The organism is Brucella grignonensis (assembly GCF_002252505.1).
GTDB classification, from domain to species: Bacteria; Pseudomonadota; Alphaproteobacteria; order Rhizobiales; family Rhizobiaceae; genus Brucella; species Brucella grignonensis.
Map to the genome: position 1 here is coordinate 96,328 of NZ_NNRL01000158.1, position 13,390 is coordinate 109,717.

The window sequence follows — 13,390 nt, forward strand, 5'->3', positions numbered from 1 at the left end:
TGTCTTTATCCCGAAACCGGTTCCCACTTTTGGGAGACATGCTCTAGGTCAAACAAAAACGCGCTCTTTTCAGAGCGCGTTTTTTTGCTTTCATAAGACACCCAACTGGATGGGATTCGGGACTATGGTGAGCCGAAAACGGTGGGATTTGAGAACCGGCGCGCAGCGTACTTAACGTATGTGAGCACCGGAAGCGAAAAATCACGCCATTTGCAGGCCAACAGAAACCGAATACCGCCAGTTTAGTCTGTAGACTGACCGTCAGCACCGATATAGGCGATGCGCAGGAGGTTAGTCGCACCCGGCGTTCCGAATGGTACGCCTGCTGTGATGATCAGACGATCGCCAGCCTTGCCGAATTCTTCCTTGAAGGCAACCTGACAAGCGTGATCGACCATATCTTCCAGATCATGTGCATCTTCGGTAACGACGCAGTGCAGGCCCCAGACAACCGAAAGACGACGTGCGGTGTCAACAACCGGCGAAAGCGCGATGATTGGCGTACGCGGACGCTCACGCGCCGCACGAAGACCCGTCGTACCAGAAGCTGTATAAGTGACGATTGCCGAAAGGTTCAACGTTTCTGCAATCTGACGAGCCGCGAGCGAAATCGCGTCAGCGCCAGTCGGCTCGGGGATTGCACGCTGTGCATCGAGAATGCCCGGATAGGTCGGCTCGCGCTCGACCTTTTCGGCAATACGGTTCATCGTTGCGACAGCTTCAACCGGATACTGACCGGAAGCGGATTCTGCTGAAAGCATGACGGCATCAGCGCCTTCAAACACGGCAGTCGCAACGTCCGACACTTCAGCGCGGGTCGGAACCGGTGCGGTGATCATCGATTCAAGCATCTGCGTCGCAACCACAACCGGCTTACCAGCGCGGCGTGCTCTGCGGATCATCTGCTTCTGAATGCCCGGAACGCTTTCCAGCGGCATTTCAACGCCGAGATCACCACGCGCAACCATGATCGCGTCTGAGAGTTCAATGATCTCATCGAGACGCGTTACAGCCTGCGGCTTTTCGATCTTCGACATCAGACCGACCTTGCCGCCAGAGAACTTGCGGGCCTCGATCAGATCTTCAGGACGCTGAATGAACGACAGGGCAACCCAGTCGATTTCTTCTTTCAGAACGGCCTCGAAATCCTTGTAATCCTTCTCGGTCAGCGCGCCGACACCCAGCGTCGTGTCTGGAAGGCTGACGCCCTTACGATCAGAAATGCTGGTTCCAGCGATAACCTTACAACGAATCGACTTGCCATCACTGGCTTCGGCGATCAGTTCCAGCTTACCGTCGTCGATGAGAAGGCGATGGCCAGGCTCAACAGCTTCCAGAATTTCTGGATGCGGAAGATAAACGCGGGTTTCGTCGCCGAGCTCTTCATTGTTGTCGAGCGTGAAGGTCTGACCTGCGACGAGCGTAACCTTGGTATTCTTGAACTTACCAACGCGCAGCTTGGGTCCCTGAAGGTCGGCCAGAATTCCAATAGGACGGCCAAGTTCTTTTTCGACATTACGGATGCGCTTAACAAGCGTGCGCATCGTGTCATGATCGGCATGACTCATGTTGATACGGAAGACGTCTGCTCCGGCTTCAAAAAGCTGACGGATGACAGATTCCTCGCCGGACGCCGGGCCGAGTGTGGCGAGAATCTTGACCTTGCGGTTGCGCTTCATTGATTATTAGTTCCTGTAACTGTGGAGTTTTCTAACGGCGTTTCGTCGGTAAGCTGTACCATCCAGCTCGATTGTTCCCCGGTATCGTATTCCTGGAAGCCATTGCGCTGGAAACCCCGCGCGAAGCAATCTTGAACACCCGTGATGCGGAATTCCTTTTCCGCCACGCACATGTTCACCTTACCCTCCCAGCGGCCACCACTCTGGGAATCTTCAGCATAGAGATAATAGTAGCGTGACGAGAGCGGTCCTTCGAGCAGCGTCTTGCAGGTCGACCCGTCAATATGCCACCAGCCCTCGGTTACCCAGCCAGTCTTGGCTCTATAGCCAATGGCGACACCAACCAGGTTCTGGGTTGAGTTACATACTCGAAAATCAGCACGCGCTTCCAAAGATGTTACACCCAGTGTACCGATAAGCACGCTGGAGAACAAACCTAAGAAAAGTGGAAGTCGCATTCGCCGAACTCCTTCAGCCCGCAATCGCTTTTGTCTCACGCAAGGAAATCCTCTTTCGGTCGCTCTCTTTTCGGCAGTTTCACCTTTGATGTCAACGCAATCCCGGAGAGAACAAATCAGTTACAGCATTTCCAATCAAACTGCATAGCGATTTCAGCACCATTTAAACGATTAGATTCTCACCCTCGGATCGAGCCGGAAACTGCTTCTTTTTTCTTTTGAGAATGAGCGTTGCAATCTCGACTTTCTCGTGACAGACCTGAAACTACTTATGATTTATGACAAAAATCCTACTCAAGAAGCTGTTCCAATGTCATCTGATCCATCCTTTTGCCCAGTCCATCAGGTCGATGGCGATCTCAGCCTCGGCCTGCTTCTCACTGCTGATCATGCGCGCCGTGATTTGCCAGCTGAATATGGCAGTTTGGGTCTGGCTAAGAGCGAGTTTGAACGACATATCGCGTATGATATTGGCGTCGAGGAACTGACACGACAATTGGCGGCAAAGCTTGATGCGCCTGCAGTCATGGGCGGCTTCTCACGCCTGCTGATTGACCCCAATCGCGGTGAAGATGACCCGACCCTCATCATGCAATTGTCGGACGGCGCGGTTATTCCCGGCAATTATCCGATGACAGCGGACGAGCGTGAAAAACGCCTCGATAACTTCTACCGTCCCTATCATGACGCAGTCGCATCCCTGAGCACCCAAGTTGCACTTGCGAGCGGCAAAGCGCCGTTTGTTGTTTCCATCCATTCCTTCACCCCAAACTGGCGTGGCAAGGATCGGCCATGGCATATCGGTCTTCTATGGGATTCCGATCCGCGCGCGATTACTCCACTCCTTACAATGCTGCGCGACGAACCCGGCCTCATCGTCGGTGACAACGAGCCATATAATGGCGCTTTGAAGAACGATGCCATGTATCGTCATGCAACCAGCCGCGGCTATGCACATGTGCTCATTGAAGTACGACAGGATCTGATTGCAGAAAAAGCTGGCGCGACCGAGTGGGCCGAGCGACTGGCACCGATGCTCAGCGCCATCAACACACTGCCGGAAATCCATGAAATCCGGCATTTTGGTTCGCGAACTGGGCCTATCGATTAACCGCCTTTGCCCGCTATCCACAGCCAAAAGACGATAAATGGCCGCAAAGCCTCTTAATTTTGCCTGCGACTCGCAGGAAAAACGTTTCAGACTTTCGACAACCGCGCTGTTCCTCTACAGCATGTCGCAGAACATTTGGAACCGGCTTTCCGGTGACGATACGCGTGTCGAAACAAACCGCTATTGCTTGCATTCATAATCGACTTTGAATTGGAGAAACCCGTGAGCGACGACATTACCAGCGAAGCCCAGACAATTGCTGTTGGCCAGTTGCGTGCTTTCATCGAGCGCATTGAGCGTCTCGAAGAAGAAAAAAAGACCATCGGCGACGATATCAAGGAAGTTTACGCGGAATTGAAGGGTTCGGGGTTTGACAGCAAGGTCGTAAGGACCATTATTCGTCTGCGTAAAAAAGAAGACCATGAACGTCAGGAAGAAGAAGCCATGCTCCAGCTTTATATGGATGCATTGGGCATGGGCTGACTTTAAGGGCCCAACTCTCTTCCTGAAATCGTAACCCTGCGGGTCCGTGAGGAACCGTATGCTCAGGAAGGGGATAGGGTCCATGGAGTTTAGAAAGCTCGGACGTACTGAACTCGAGGTTTCGCCGCTTTGCTTTGGCGGCAACGTATTTGGATGGACGGTCGACGAAGCAACGTCATTTTCGCTTCTCGACCGTTTTGTCGACGCAGGGCTTAATTTCATCGACACGGCGGACGCCTATTCCGCATGGGCGCCCGGCAATATTGGCGGAGAATCCGAAACTATCATCGGAAACTGGCTGAAATCCCGCGGCCTGCGCCATAAAGTCATTATCGCTACCAAGGTCGGCTCAGAAATGGGGCCGGACGAAAAAGGCCTTTCTCCCAGCTATATCCGCAAAGCCGTCGATGCCTCCCTCAAGCGGCTGCAGACCGACTATATCGATCTTTATCAGTCCCACTGGGATGATCCGGAAACACCCTTCGAGGATGTATTGGGAACCTATAAAGAGCTCATCGCAGCGGGCAAGATGCGCGCAATCGGCGCATCCAACCTCACGCCGCAACGCCTTACTGAGGCGCTTGATACGTCGAGCAAACACAATCTGCCACGCTATGAAACGCTGCAGCCGCTTTACAATCTCTATGATCGTTCGGATTTTGAAAGCGGACTGGAAGCCATTTGCCGTGAAAATGAGCTGGGCGTCATTCCCTATTACTCGCTCGCATCCGGCTTTCTGACAGGTAAATACCGTTCAAAGGATGATCTTGGACAGAGTGCGCGCGGTTCGGCCGTCGAAAAATACCTGACCGATCGTGGGTCGCGCATCATTGCGGCGCTCGACCAGGTTGCCCGCGCAAATGATGCCACGCCTGCACAGATTGCGATTGCCTGGCTGATCGCTCATCCGGCAATCACAGCACCGATCGCCAGCGCGACGCGTTCTGCTCAGCTTGGTGAACTGATCGATGCAATGCAGATCAAACTTGATGCCGAAGCTATCGCGCTGCTCAACAAGGCAAGTGCCTAGAATCTGTCGTCGAGGGATAATAAACTATCCCTCGATCTCTTCCCTCAACATTTCGAGTTCCAGCCATTCTTCTTCCATGGCGGAATGTTCAGAACGCTTCTTTTCAAGAAGATCGGCGGTCTTGGCAAAAAGCGTCGGGTCTTTGGCGTAAAGCTGCGGATCGGCCAGCTTCCCTTCCAGCACAGTGATTTCCTTAGCCAGCACATCCATTTTGCCGGGCAGACTTTCAAGTGCAAATTTCTGCTTGTAGGAAAGCTTGCGCTTTTCCTCGCGCTTGGGCTGCACAGCCTCATTGCCCTTGTCGTCAGCCTTGTCGTCGGCGCGTGCGGCAGCTGCCTTCACATTGCGTCGTGCCAAGGCCTGCTCTTTGCGCTGCGCCATCATATCGGCATAGCCGCCGGCATATTCGAGCCAGTTACCATCACCTTCTGGCGCAATCACAGAGGTCACGGTACGATCAAGAAAATCACGATCATGGCTGACGAGAATGACTGTGCCCGGAAAGCCTGCAACCAGTTCCTGCAAAAGATCGAGCGTTTCCATATCAAGATCGTTGGTCGGCTCGTCGAGGATCAGCAGATTGGCCGGTCTTGCCAGAACACGCGCAAGCATGAGACGCGCTCTTTCACCACCTGACAGTTCGCGGATCGGCGTGCGTATCTGTTCAGGCTGGAAAAGAAAGTCCTTCATGTAAGAAACGACATGGCGCTGCTCACCATTGACGATGAGGCTTTCGCCACGTCCATCGGTCAGATAATGCGCCAGTGTATCGTCCAGATTGAGGCTTTCACGCTTCTGATCAAGCTCGGCCATTTCAAGATTGACACCAAGGCGCAAAGTGCCTGAGTCCGGTTGAAGCTTGCCAGTAAGCATTGACAAAAGTGTGGTCTTGCCTGCCCCGTTAGGACCGACAAGCCCGATCCGGTCACCGCGTTGAACACGAGTCGAAAAATCTCGGACCAGTACGCGCTCATCATAAGCTTTGTTGAGCTTTTTCGCTTCAATGACAAGCTTGCCGGATTCCTTGGAATCGCTTGCTGCAAGAACAGCAGTGCCTTGCGCCTTGCGATGATTTCGAAACTCGGCGCGCATCGAATGCAGTTCGCCAAGACGACGCACATTGCGCTTGCGGCGAGCCGTCACGCCATAGCGCAGCCAGTGTTCTTCCCGTGCGATCTGGCGACCGAGCTTGTGCAGATCACGTTCTTCCTCTTCCAGAACCTTGTCGCGCCATTCCTCAAAATGCGCAAAACCCTGATCGATACGACGCGTAATACCGCGATCAAGCCACACCGTCGAACGGCTGACATTTTCGAGAAAACGGCGGTCATGCGAGATCAGCACGATGGCCGAACGAATCTGACGCAGCTCCTCTTCGAGCCATTCGATGGTATTAAGATCGAGATGGTTCGTCGGTTCATCAAGCAATAGTACGTCAGGCTGTGGCGCGATCACGCGTGCAAGGGCCGCACGGCGCGCTTCACCACCAGACAGATGATCCGGCTTTTCTTCGCCGGTCAGCCCCAGATGCTCAAGAAGGTAGGTTACACGATGCGGATCGTCCGCCGGTCCAAGACCAGCTTCAACATAAGCGCGCACATTGGCAAACCCATCAAGGTCCGGCACCTGCGGCAGATAACGAACCGTCGCGCCTGGATGCTTGAAGACTTCACCCGAGGTCGGCTCGACCATGCTGGCCGCGATTTTCAGCAAAGTAGACTTGCCCGAACCGTTTCGGCCGACCAGCGCAATGCGGTCGCCCTCACTCACAGAAAGGGCAGCTTCCTCCAAGAGCGGTGTCCCGCCAAAGGTAAGCTTGATCTGGTCGAGGCGAAGAAGCGGAGGTGCCATGGTTCTCTTTGAAAAAAGCGGTTGAAAATTCCGCCCTGCTTGTCGAGGACAAAAGTCATTCTGTCAAATGGAACCGTCAAAAAACAAACAGGCCGGGTTTCCCCGGCCTGTTCTTTAAACTTTGATACCGCTAACCGGTTGATAGCGTCTTAGTTACAAGGCGCTTCGTAAACGCGGCCGTAATTATCGCGGTAACGGCAATACTGAACATTGTTACGGGTTGTCGCAGCGCCGAGAAGCGTACCGCCGACAGCACCAATGGCAGCGCCGGTCAGAGCCCCGCGGCCGTTGCCACCAATTGCGCCACCAGCGAGCGCACCAAGAGCAGCACCACCAACACCATAACCAGCGGTACGCTGTTCAGCCGTCGTGCATGCTGCCGTTGAGAACGCAAGCGCACCGACGATTGCAATCATGGAAAGACGTGATTTCATGAAACAATCTCCTACTAGAGTTACACCAACACCGACTTTGCGTCCCCAATTTCGGCGTAAAGCAGATCTTACCCGCTTGGCCCATTTACAATACGTTTCGTCTGTCAGCGTCAAGCTGTTTCAATTTTTAAGGTTAGCCGCTACCCAGAAAATGAGCTTCCTCGCTCAAGTTCGCTACAAGTATCCCAAGACCTGAACGCGCGGAAATACAAAGAGTTCCCCGAACAATATTGGATACGGTCCATGACGACCCAAACGGCAAGGTCACATTGTCTAACGGCCACTCTGCATTTGTGATTGAAAGCCCTTCAACGGTGCAGAAATTCACAACGCTAAATGAAGTGCCGTCCGGGAAATCATAAACATGGTCCCCCGCAACCAATGGCCACGCCTCCTCGCCCCCGCTCGACAGAAGAATGTCCCTGCCTTTTGCCACCTGCGCCGTCGCCATCGTCAGATGCAGCAGGGTGTGATCCGTGCGCGAGCCGCCAAATGCACCACAGAGAATGACCTTCTTCGCTCCACGCTCAAAGGCTTCCTCAAGTGCAAGTTCACCATCTGTCATATCCTTGGCAGCGGGAAAGGTTCTTTGCGGCACATGCGCATATTTCTCTTTCAATGCGTCGGAAGTCGAATCGAAATCTCCCAACCAAAGCTCAGGCTCAACACCGAGGGCGGCTGCATGGCGCATACCGCCGTCAGCGGCAAGAACCCGCGCGCCAGCTATCTGCCGCTTCAGACGTTCTGTGACGACGAGATCGCCGCCGAGAAGAATAACAAATGTGCTCATAAGTCGCTCATAACACGCGTTAATTATCCTCGAAAGCCCGCGTCTTGATCATCACCATCCCTTGCCCTTCTGTTTGCGAGGCACTATTGTCACCATCGCTCTAACGGGGTGCCATTCAATCATGAATGGCTGAGAAGCCGCACTCCGGCTAACCCGCTGAACCTGATCCGGCTTGTACCGGCGGAGGGATTAGACGCTGCCCGATTTATCGATAACGGCGCTCAATCCTTTTACTGAAAGAAAGGACCTGCCGTTATGCGGCTTTTATCTCTGCTCACCTTATCGCTCTCTGCGGCTTTTGCCTTTGCGCCTCAAGCGCAGGCAAAAGACAAGCTCACCATTTATACCTATGACAGTTTCGTTTCCGAATGGGGCCCAGGTCCCAAGGTGAAGGAAAACTTTGAGAAGGAATGCGATTGCGAACTGGAATGGATCGCATCGGCTGATGGTGTCGCTCTTCTCAATCGCCTCAAGCTTGAAGGCGGCAATACAAAAGCCGACATCGTGCTGGGTCTCGACACGAACCTGACAACAGAGGCACGCGCCACAGGCTATTTCACACCAAGCGGCATCGATCTGTCCAATGTCAAAGTGCCGGGAGACTTCAAGGACGATATTTTCGTGCCTTATGACTACGGCTATTTCGCTATCGTTTATGATTCCGAAAAGCTGTCCAACCCGCCGCAAAGCCTGAAAGAACTGGTCGAAGGTGATCCGTCACAGAAAATTGTCATTCAGGACCCACGCACATCAACACCCGGCCTTGGCATTCTGCTATGGATCAAATCGGTCTATGGCGATCAGGCGGGTGAAGCCTGGGAAAAGCTGCAAAAGCGCATTCTGACGGTTACGCCGGGCTGGTCGGAAGCCTATGGTCTCTTCACCAAGGGAGAGGCACCAATGGTGCTTTCCTATACGACATCGCCTGCCTATCACATGGTTGCGGAGAACACCGAGCGCTACAAGGCACTGGCCTATCCGGAAGGCAATTACCTGCAGATCGAACTTGCTGCGCAGACCACGACCGGTGCGAAAAACCCGCTGGCTCAGAAGTTTCTTGCCTTCATGACCGGTCCCGGTTTTCAGGATGTAATTCCAGAAACCAACTGGATGTATCCGGCAGGCAAAACTTCACAGCCACTCGCTCCGGCTTTCGACAAGCTGCCAAAGCCTGAAAAAACACTTCTGATTCCAGCCGATGAAGTTGCGAAAAACCGCAAGGCTTGGGTTGATGAATGGCTTGCAGCCTCCAGCAAATGAGTAAACCGCTGACCATGTGCCGCCCAAGACAAACGCCTGCGATAAAGCCGCTCGCAGGCATACTGGCGCTTGGCTTTCTGGCGGCTCTGGTCGGCGGCTCTCTGCTGGCTCTGGCAATGGAAGCCAGTGGCTTCAACAGTGACGTCTATTTCGACAGCTACCTACTGCGGGTAACCCGTTTCACGATCCTGCAAGCGGCAGCATCGAGCCTTCTATCGGTGCTGTTCGCAATTCCTGTGGCGCGCGCACTTTACTCGGAAACAAGTTTTCCGGGACGCAGTCTCATTCTGCGTCTTTTTGCTCTGCCACTGGCGCTGCCCGCCCTTGTGACTGTGCTTGGCATCACCAGTATTTATGGGCGCAATGGTTTTATTGCTCAGCTTTCACAATCGACAAGTTACCCGGTTTCACCCGATATTTACGGCATCACCGGCATTCTGATTGCACATGTGTTTTTCAATATGCCACTGGCGGTCCGACTCATTATTGCCGCTTATGAAACAATCCCCGCCGACTACTGGAAACTTTCAGCGCAGCTTGGTATGCGCAGCACATCACGCTTCCGCCTCATCGAATGGCCTGTCATCCGGCGTAACCTGCCCGGCATGATCGGCCTCATATTCATGCTCTGCGTTACCAGCTTCACTACCGTGCTGACACTTGGCGGAGGCCCTCGCGCAACAACGCTTGAAGTCGCAATCTACCAAAGCCTTCATTTCGATTTTGATCCGGCGCGTGCTGTAGCCCTCACGCTCGCACAGCTCGCGCTGACATTGGTGATCCTGCTGTCACTGCGCCTGACCGGGCGTCCGTCAGAAGAGGGTTTCACGCTTGCAACGACAGCCAGACACTATGGCAAACCATCTACGTGGGAACGGGTTTTTAATGTTGCAGCGATTGTGATCGGCTTTCTTTATGTGGCGCTGCCCGTTTCAGGTGTCGTCATTTCGGGCCTTGCCGCAGATCTGGTGCGGTTGTTGAGTGAACGAACCGTGTGGCGCGCGATCTCTACCAGCATCGCGCTTGGCTTTTCCGCTGCCCTGCTTTCCGTCATCCTCTCGCTCTCACTTGTTATCGCACGCGAGGCGACACGGAACATACGGCTCGCCAACCTCTTCGACACAGGAGCCAGTCTCATACTGGTGATGCCACCTATCGTACTTGGAGCGGGATGGTTCATTCTGCTGCGCCATTTCACTGACCCATTCGCAATGGCTCCCTTGATGGTGGTGACCGTGAATGCCGCTATGGCCATGCCATTTGCCGTGCGGTTGCTACGGCCCGCATGGGATACGTCAGCCGCGCGCCATAACAGGCTTTGCGCTCAGCTTGGCATCAAAGGTTTTAATCGGCTGCGACTTATCGATTGGCCGTCGGTTCGCAGGCCATTCGGAATGGCCTTTGCCTTTGCAATGGCGCTGTCTCTCGGCGATCTGGGCACAATAGCCCTCTTCGGCAGCGACGCCTTGCTGACTTTGCCTTATCTTCTGTTTCAACGCATGGGCAGCTATCGCACATTCGACGCAGCAGGCCTTGCGCTTATCCTCGGTCTGCTGTGTCTTGGCCTGATGATGATTGCAGACCGCGCCGCTGCCCGAAAGGAAACATCCCGTTCATGAATGCTCAGCCGCCCAAGACCAATCTGGCAGACATCCGCCTTGAAGATGTTCGTTTCAGCTATGGCGAAACTAGGATGCACTTCGATGTCACTGTGCCTGGCGGCGTTATCGCGGCGATTGTCGGCCCAAGCGGTTCGGGAAAATCCACATTTCTCAACCTCATTGCCGGGTTCGAGACGCCACAAGCCGGGCAAATTTTAATCGGTACGACCGATGTCACCCGCCTGCCGCCGGCATCCCGGCCTGTCTCGATGGTCTTTCAGGAAAACAATCTGTTTGCGCATCTGACAGTTGAGCAGAATGTCGGGCTTGGTCGTTCACCCAATCTGAAGCTCAGTGAAGCAGACCGCAAGGCCATAGCCAGCGCCCTTGGTCGCGTCGGGCTTCAGGGGAAAGAACAGCGTAAGCCCGAGGCACTTTCTGGCGGCGAACGTCAGCGTGTAGCAATAGCGCGTGCGCTGGTGCGTGAGCGCCCCGTCCTTTTGCTTGATGAGGCATTCGCCTCACTGGGACCAGCGCTGCGTCACCAGATGCTCGATCTGGTGCGTGCGCTGCAGCAGGAAAACACCATGACCGTGCTGATGGTCACCCATACACCCGAAGATGCCCTCTATCTCGACGCATTGTTGCTGTTTCTCGACAATGGTAGGATTGCTACTCAGGGGCCCGCGCGTGAGTTGCTGTCATCATCTGGACCGGAAGCATTGAAGCACTATATCGGTGAGCAGGCGCTATAGCATTTCCAGAAAAGGACGAAGCAGTTTTGCGCCGGATAATGCTTAAAAACAAATAATTACAGTGGCTCCAACGATTCGGCTTTAACTGGGGCCACAATAAACCTTAGATAGATTTTCGTGTGATTCCGTTCACAATTGGAAGCGCTCTTCGAGAGTATCTCGAAAAGAGTGAAACGGTTTTCGGATAAGATACTCGTCGAAACGAGAAAATAGAGCGCCGATCTGGTTCAATCAGATCAGAACGAGCTCTGAATGTTACGGTTGTGGACATATTTTGTTCGCAATCAGCTTGAAGAACGGCTTAGAACACTGATCTACTTCTTGTGGGCCATTCAGTCTGTAGCTAGATTTGCGCCAGAATATCGACGCTGATTCAATTGCGAGGGTAAAATACTGATCCGTCAACAGACCCGTGTCCGGGCCTCCCTGTGTCTTCCAGTCTCTCTGCCAGAACGGATGCAGCGCAATTGGCGGAAACCAGCCATCGGTCTTGGCTTGCTTGCTGTTGCCTTGATTTCAGGTTGCCAGTCGATCAATTCGAGCAAGGATCTTGGCCTTCAGCCATCCTCAAATCCGGTAACGGTCGAAAATGTCACCCGCAACGACCGTTTGGCACAGATCGGCGCGCAACAGCACCCACGTATCCTTGCCACCTATGGCGGCGAGTACAAGGATCAGAAGCTCGAGCGCATGGTTGCCAAGATCGTTGGCAATCTGACGACCGTTTCCGACAAGCCGGATCAGACCTATCGCATCACAATTCTCGACAGTCCCAATATCAATGCCTTCGCGCTGCCCGGTGGTTTTCTTTATGTGACGCGCGGCTTGCTGGCACTTGCCAACGATTCCTCGGAGGTTGCAGCCGTCATCGCTCACGAAATGGGCCATGTCGTCGCCAACCACGGTATCCTTCGGCAGGAGAAGGAAGCCGAGACGGCGATTGCCGGACGTGTCGCGACCGAAGTCCTGCATAACGAGAGCGCAAGCCGGGAAGCGACCATTCGCGGCAAACTACGCCTCGCGCAGTTCTCTCGCAATCAGGAACTGCAGGCCGACGCCATTGGAATCAAGATGATCGGTGAAGCGGGCTACGATCCGTTTGCTTCCGCACGCTTCCTGCAATCGATGGAAACCTATACGGATTTCCGATCGGTTTCTGGTGCAACCGATGCAAGCCTCGACTTCCTTGCAAGCCACCCTGCCACCCCGCAGCGCATTCAGCTGGCACTTGGTCATGCACGCCGCATTGGCGCACCGGGGGTTGGCACCACAGATCGCGATTCCTTCCTCAACGGGATCGATGGGCTTCTTTATGGCGACTCGCCCAACGAAGGCTATGTTCGCGAGCAAACCTTCATTCATCCAAAACTGGGTGTAACCTTCACAGCCCCAGAAGGCTTCACCATCGACAATTCGGCCAATGCCGTCATGGCGAGCGGTCCGGGTGAAGTGGCGATCCGTTTTGACGGTGCATCCTTGCCTTCAGGTTCAAGCCTCACCGATTACATCAAATCAGGTTGGGTAACGGGTCTTGATGAAAGCACGATCCGTCCGATCACAATCAATGGCCTGCCTGCCGCCACCGCGCGCGCAGGTGCTGACCGCTGGCAGTTCGACATTGTGGTAATCGGTGCAAACAATAAGGTTTATCGCTTCCTGACTGCAGCGCCTAAGGGTAGCAATGCCTTGTTACCTGCTTCGCAGACCGTAACCCAGTCGTTCCGTTTGCTGTCTCCTGCCGAGCAGAATGCGATCAAGCCATTGCGCATTCGCGTCGTTACTGTGAAGCCTGGCGATACGATGGCAAGCCTTTCCGCACGCATGCAAGGCACGACGCGCAAGCTTGACTTGTTCCGTCTGCTCAATGCGATGCCCGCTGGCGCGACGGTGTCGGTTGGTGATCGGGTAAAACTCATTAGCGAATAAGGATTGCCCCGG

At 54.1% G+C, this 13,390-nt stretch carries 12 protein-coding genes and 1 riboswitch; of the genes, 7 read left to right on the plus strand and 5 right to left on the minus strand.

Annotation, left to right across the window (positions count from 1 at the left end; genetic code table 11):
• Positions 1–242 precede the first annotated feature (242 nt).
• Positions 243–1,679, minus strand: coding sequence for a pyruvate kinase (gene pyk / locus CEV33_RS10120; RefSeq protein WP_094540371.1), 1,437 nt, complete (start codon positions 1,677–1,679; stop codon positions 243–245).
• Complete coding sequence (locus tag CEV33_RS10125; protein WP_094540372.1) at positions 1,676–2,137, minus strand: DUF1036 domain-containing protein; 462 nt, start codon at positions 2,135–2,137, stop codon at positions 1,676–1,678. Before CEV33_RS10125 ends, pyk begins: the two co-directional genes overlap by 4 nt.
• A 310-nt stretch (positions 2,138–2,447) precedes the next feature.
• Between CEV33_RS10125 and CEV33_RS10130 the strand changes: the two genes are divergently transcribed.
• The 3 genes from CEV33_RS10130 (at position 2,448) to CEV33_RS10140 (ending at position 4,761) form a co-directional block, all read left to right on the plus strand.
• Complete coding sequence (locus CEV33_RS10130; protein WP_094540485.1) at positions 2,448–3,248, plus strand: N-formylglutamate amidohydrolase; 801 nt, start codon at positions 2,448–2,450, stop codon at positions 3,246–3,248.
• 222 nt (positions 3,249–3,470) lie between these two features.
• On the plus strand, positions 3,471–3,731 hold the full coding sequence (locus CEV33_RS10135) for a DUF2312 domain-containing protein (protein ID WP_007876730.1): 261 nt from the start codon (positions 3,471–3,473) through the stop codon (positions 3,729–3,731).
• An 82-nt stretch (positions 3,732–3,813) separates the two neighbouring features.
• Complete coding sequence (locus CEV33_RS10140) at positions 3,814–4,761, plus strand: aldo/keto reductase (protein ID WP_094540373.1); 948 nt, start codon at positions 3,814–3,816, stop codon at positions 4,759–4,761.
• Between the two features lie 24 nt (positions 4,762–4,785).
• Here CEV33_RS10140 and CEV33_RS10145 read toward each other — a convergent pair whose 3' ends face one another.
• The 3 genes from CEV33_RS10145 to CEV33_RS10155 all read right to left on the minus strand — a co-directional run bounded on the left by CEV33_RS10145 (position 4,786) and on the right by CEV33_RS10155 (position 7,836).
• A complete protein-coding gene (locus tag CEV33_RS10145) occupies positions 4,786–6,612 on the minus strand; it encodes an ABC-F family ATP-binding cassette domain-containing protein (RefSeq protein ID WP_094540374.1) in 1,827 nt (608 codons plus the stop codon).
• Between the two features lie 149 nt (positions 6,613–6,761).
• Positions 6,762–7,046, minus strand: coding sequence for a glycine zipper domain-containing protein (locus tag CEV33_RS10150; RefSeq protein WP_024895763.1), 285 nt, complete (start codon positions 7,044–7,046; stop codon positions 6,762–6,764).
• 133 nt (positions 7,047–7,179) lie between these two features.
• Positions 7,180–7,836 carry a thiamine diphosphokinase gene (locus CEV33_RS10155; protein WP_094540375.1) on the minus strand — a complete coding sequence of 219 codons (657 nt, stop codon included), beginning with the start codon at positions 7,834–7,836 and terminating at the stop codon, positions 7,180–7,182.
• A 94-nt stretch (positions 7,837–7,930) separates the two neighbouring features.
• A riboswitch (TPP riboswitch) is annotated at positions 7,931–8,042 on the plus strand.
• 49 nt (positions 8,043–8,091) lie between these two features.
• Here CEV33_RS10155 and thiB point away from each other — a divergent pair.
• From thiB to cdlP, 4 genes are all read left to right on the plus strand, one after another.
• Positions 8,092–9,096: a thiamine ABC transporter substrate binding subunit gene (gene thiB, locus CEV33_RS10160; protein ID WP_094540376.1), complete on the plus strand. Its 1,005-nt coding sequence runs from the start codon at positions 8,092–8,094 to the stop codon at positions 9,094–9,096.
• Positions 9,072–10,715: a thiamine/thiamine pyrophosphate ABC transporter permease ThiP gene (thiP, locus tag CEV33_RS10165; RefSeq protein WP_374817760.1), complete on the plus strand. Its 1,644-nt coding sequence runs from the start codon at positions 9,072–9,074 to the stop codon at positions 10,713–10,715. The genes thiB and thiP overlap by 25 nt, the downstream gene beginning before the upstream one ends.
• Positions 10,712–11,452 carry a thiamine ABC transporter ATP-binding protein gene (thiQ, locus tag CEV33_RS10170; RefSeq protein WP_094540378.1) on the plus strand — a complete coding sequence of 247 codons (741 nt, stop codon included), beginning with the start codon at positions 10,712–10,714 and terminating at the stop codon, positions 11,450–11,452. The genes thiP and thiQ overlap by 4 nt, the downstream gene beginning before the upstream one ends.
• A gap of 456 nt (positions 11,453–11,908) precedes the next feature.
• Positions 11,909–13,378, plus strand: coding sequence for a cell division protease CdlP (gene cdlP, locus CEV33_RS10175; protein WP_094540379.1), 1,470 nt, complete (start codon positions 11,909–11,911; stop codon positions 13,376–13,378).
• Positions 13,379–13,390: the final 12 nt, after the last annotated feature.

Bases quoted from the DNA above. Each gene is read 5' to 3' on its own strand.
- pyk (WP_094540371.1), bottom strand. From the start codon at position 1,679: ATGAAGCGCAACCGCAAGGTCAAGATTCTCGCCACACTCGGCCCGGCG.
- CEV33_RS10125 (WP_094540372.1), bottom strand. From the start codon at position 2,137: ATGCGACTTCCACTTTTCTTAGGTTTGTTCTCCAGCGTGCTTATCGGT.
- CEV33_RS10130 (WP_094540485.1), top strand. From the start codon at position 2,448: ATGTCATCTGATCCATCCTTTTGCCCAGTCCATCAGGTCGATGGCGAT.
- CEV33_RS10140 (WP_094540373.1), top strand. From the start codon at position 3,814: ATGGAGTTTAGAAAGCTCGGACGTACTGAACTCGAGGTTTCGCCGCTT.
- CEV33_RS10145 (WP_094540374.1), bottom strand. From the start codon at position 6,612: ATGGCACCTCCGCTTCTTCGCCTCGACCAGATCAAGCTTACCTTTGGC.
- CEV33_RS10150 (WP_024895763.1), bottom strand. From the start codon at position 7,046: ATGAAATCACGTCTTTCCATGATTGCAATCGTCGGTGCGCTTGCGTTC.
- CEV33_RS10155 (WP_094540375.1), bottom strand. From the start codon at position 7,836: ATGAGCACATTTGTTATTCTTCTCGGCGGCGATCTCGTCGTCACAGAA.
- thiB (WP_094540376.1), top strand. From the start codon at position 8,092: ATGCGGCTTTTATCTCTGCTCACCTTATCGCTCTCTGCGGCTTTTGCC.
- thiP (WP_374817760.1), top strand. From the start codon at position 9,072: ATGGCTTGCAGCCTCCAGCAAATGAGTAAACCGCTGACCATGTGCCGC.
- thiQ (WP_094540378.1), top strand. From the start codon at position 10,712: ATGAATGCTCAGCCGCCCAAGACCAATCTGGCAGACATCCGCCTTGAA.
- cdlP (WP_094540379.1), top strand. From the start codon at position 11,909: ATGCAGCGCAATTGGCGGAAACCAGCCATCGGTCTTGGCTTGCTTGCT.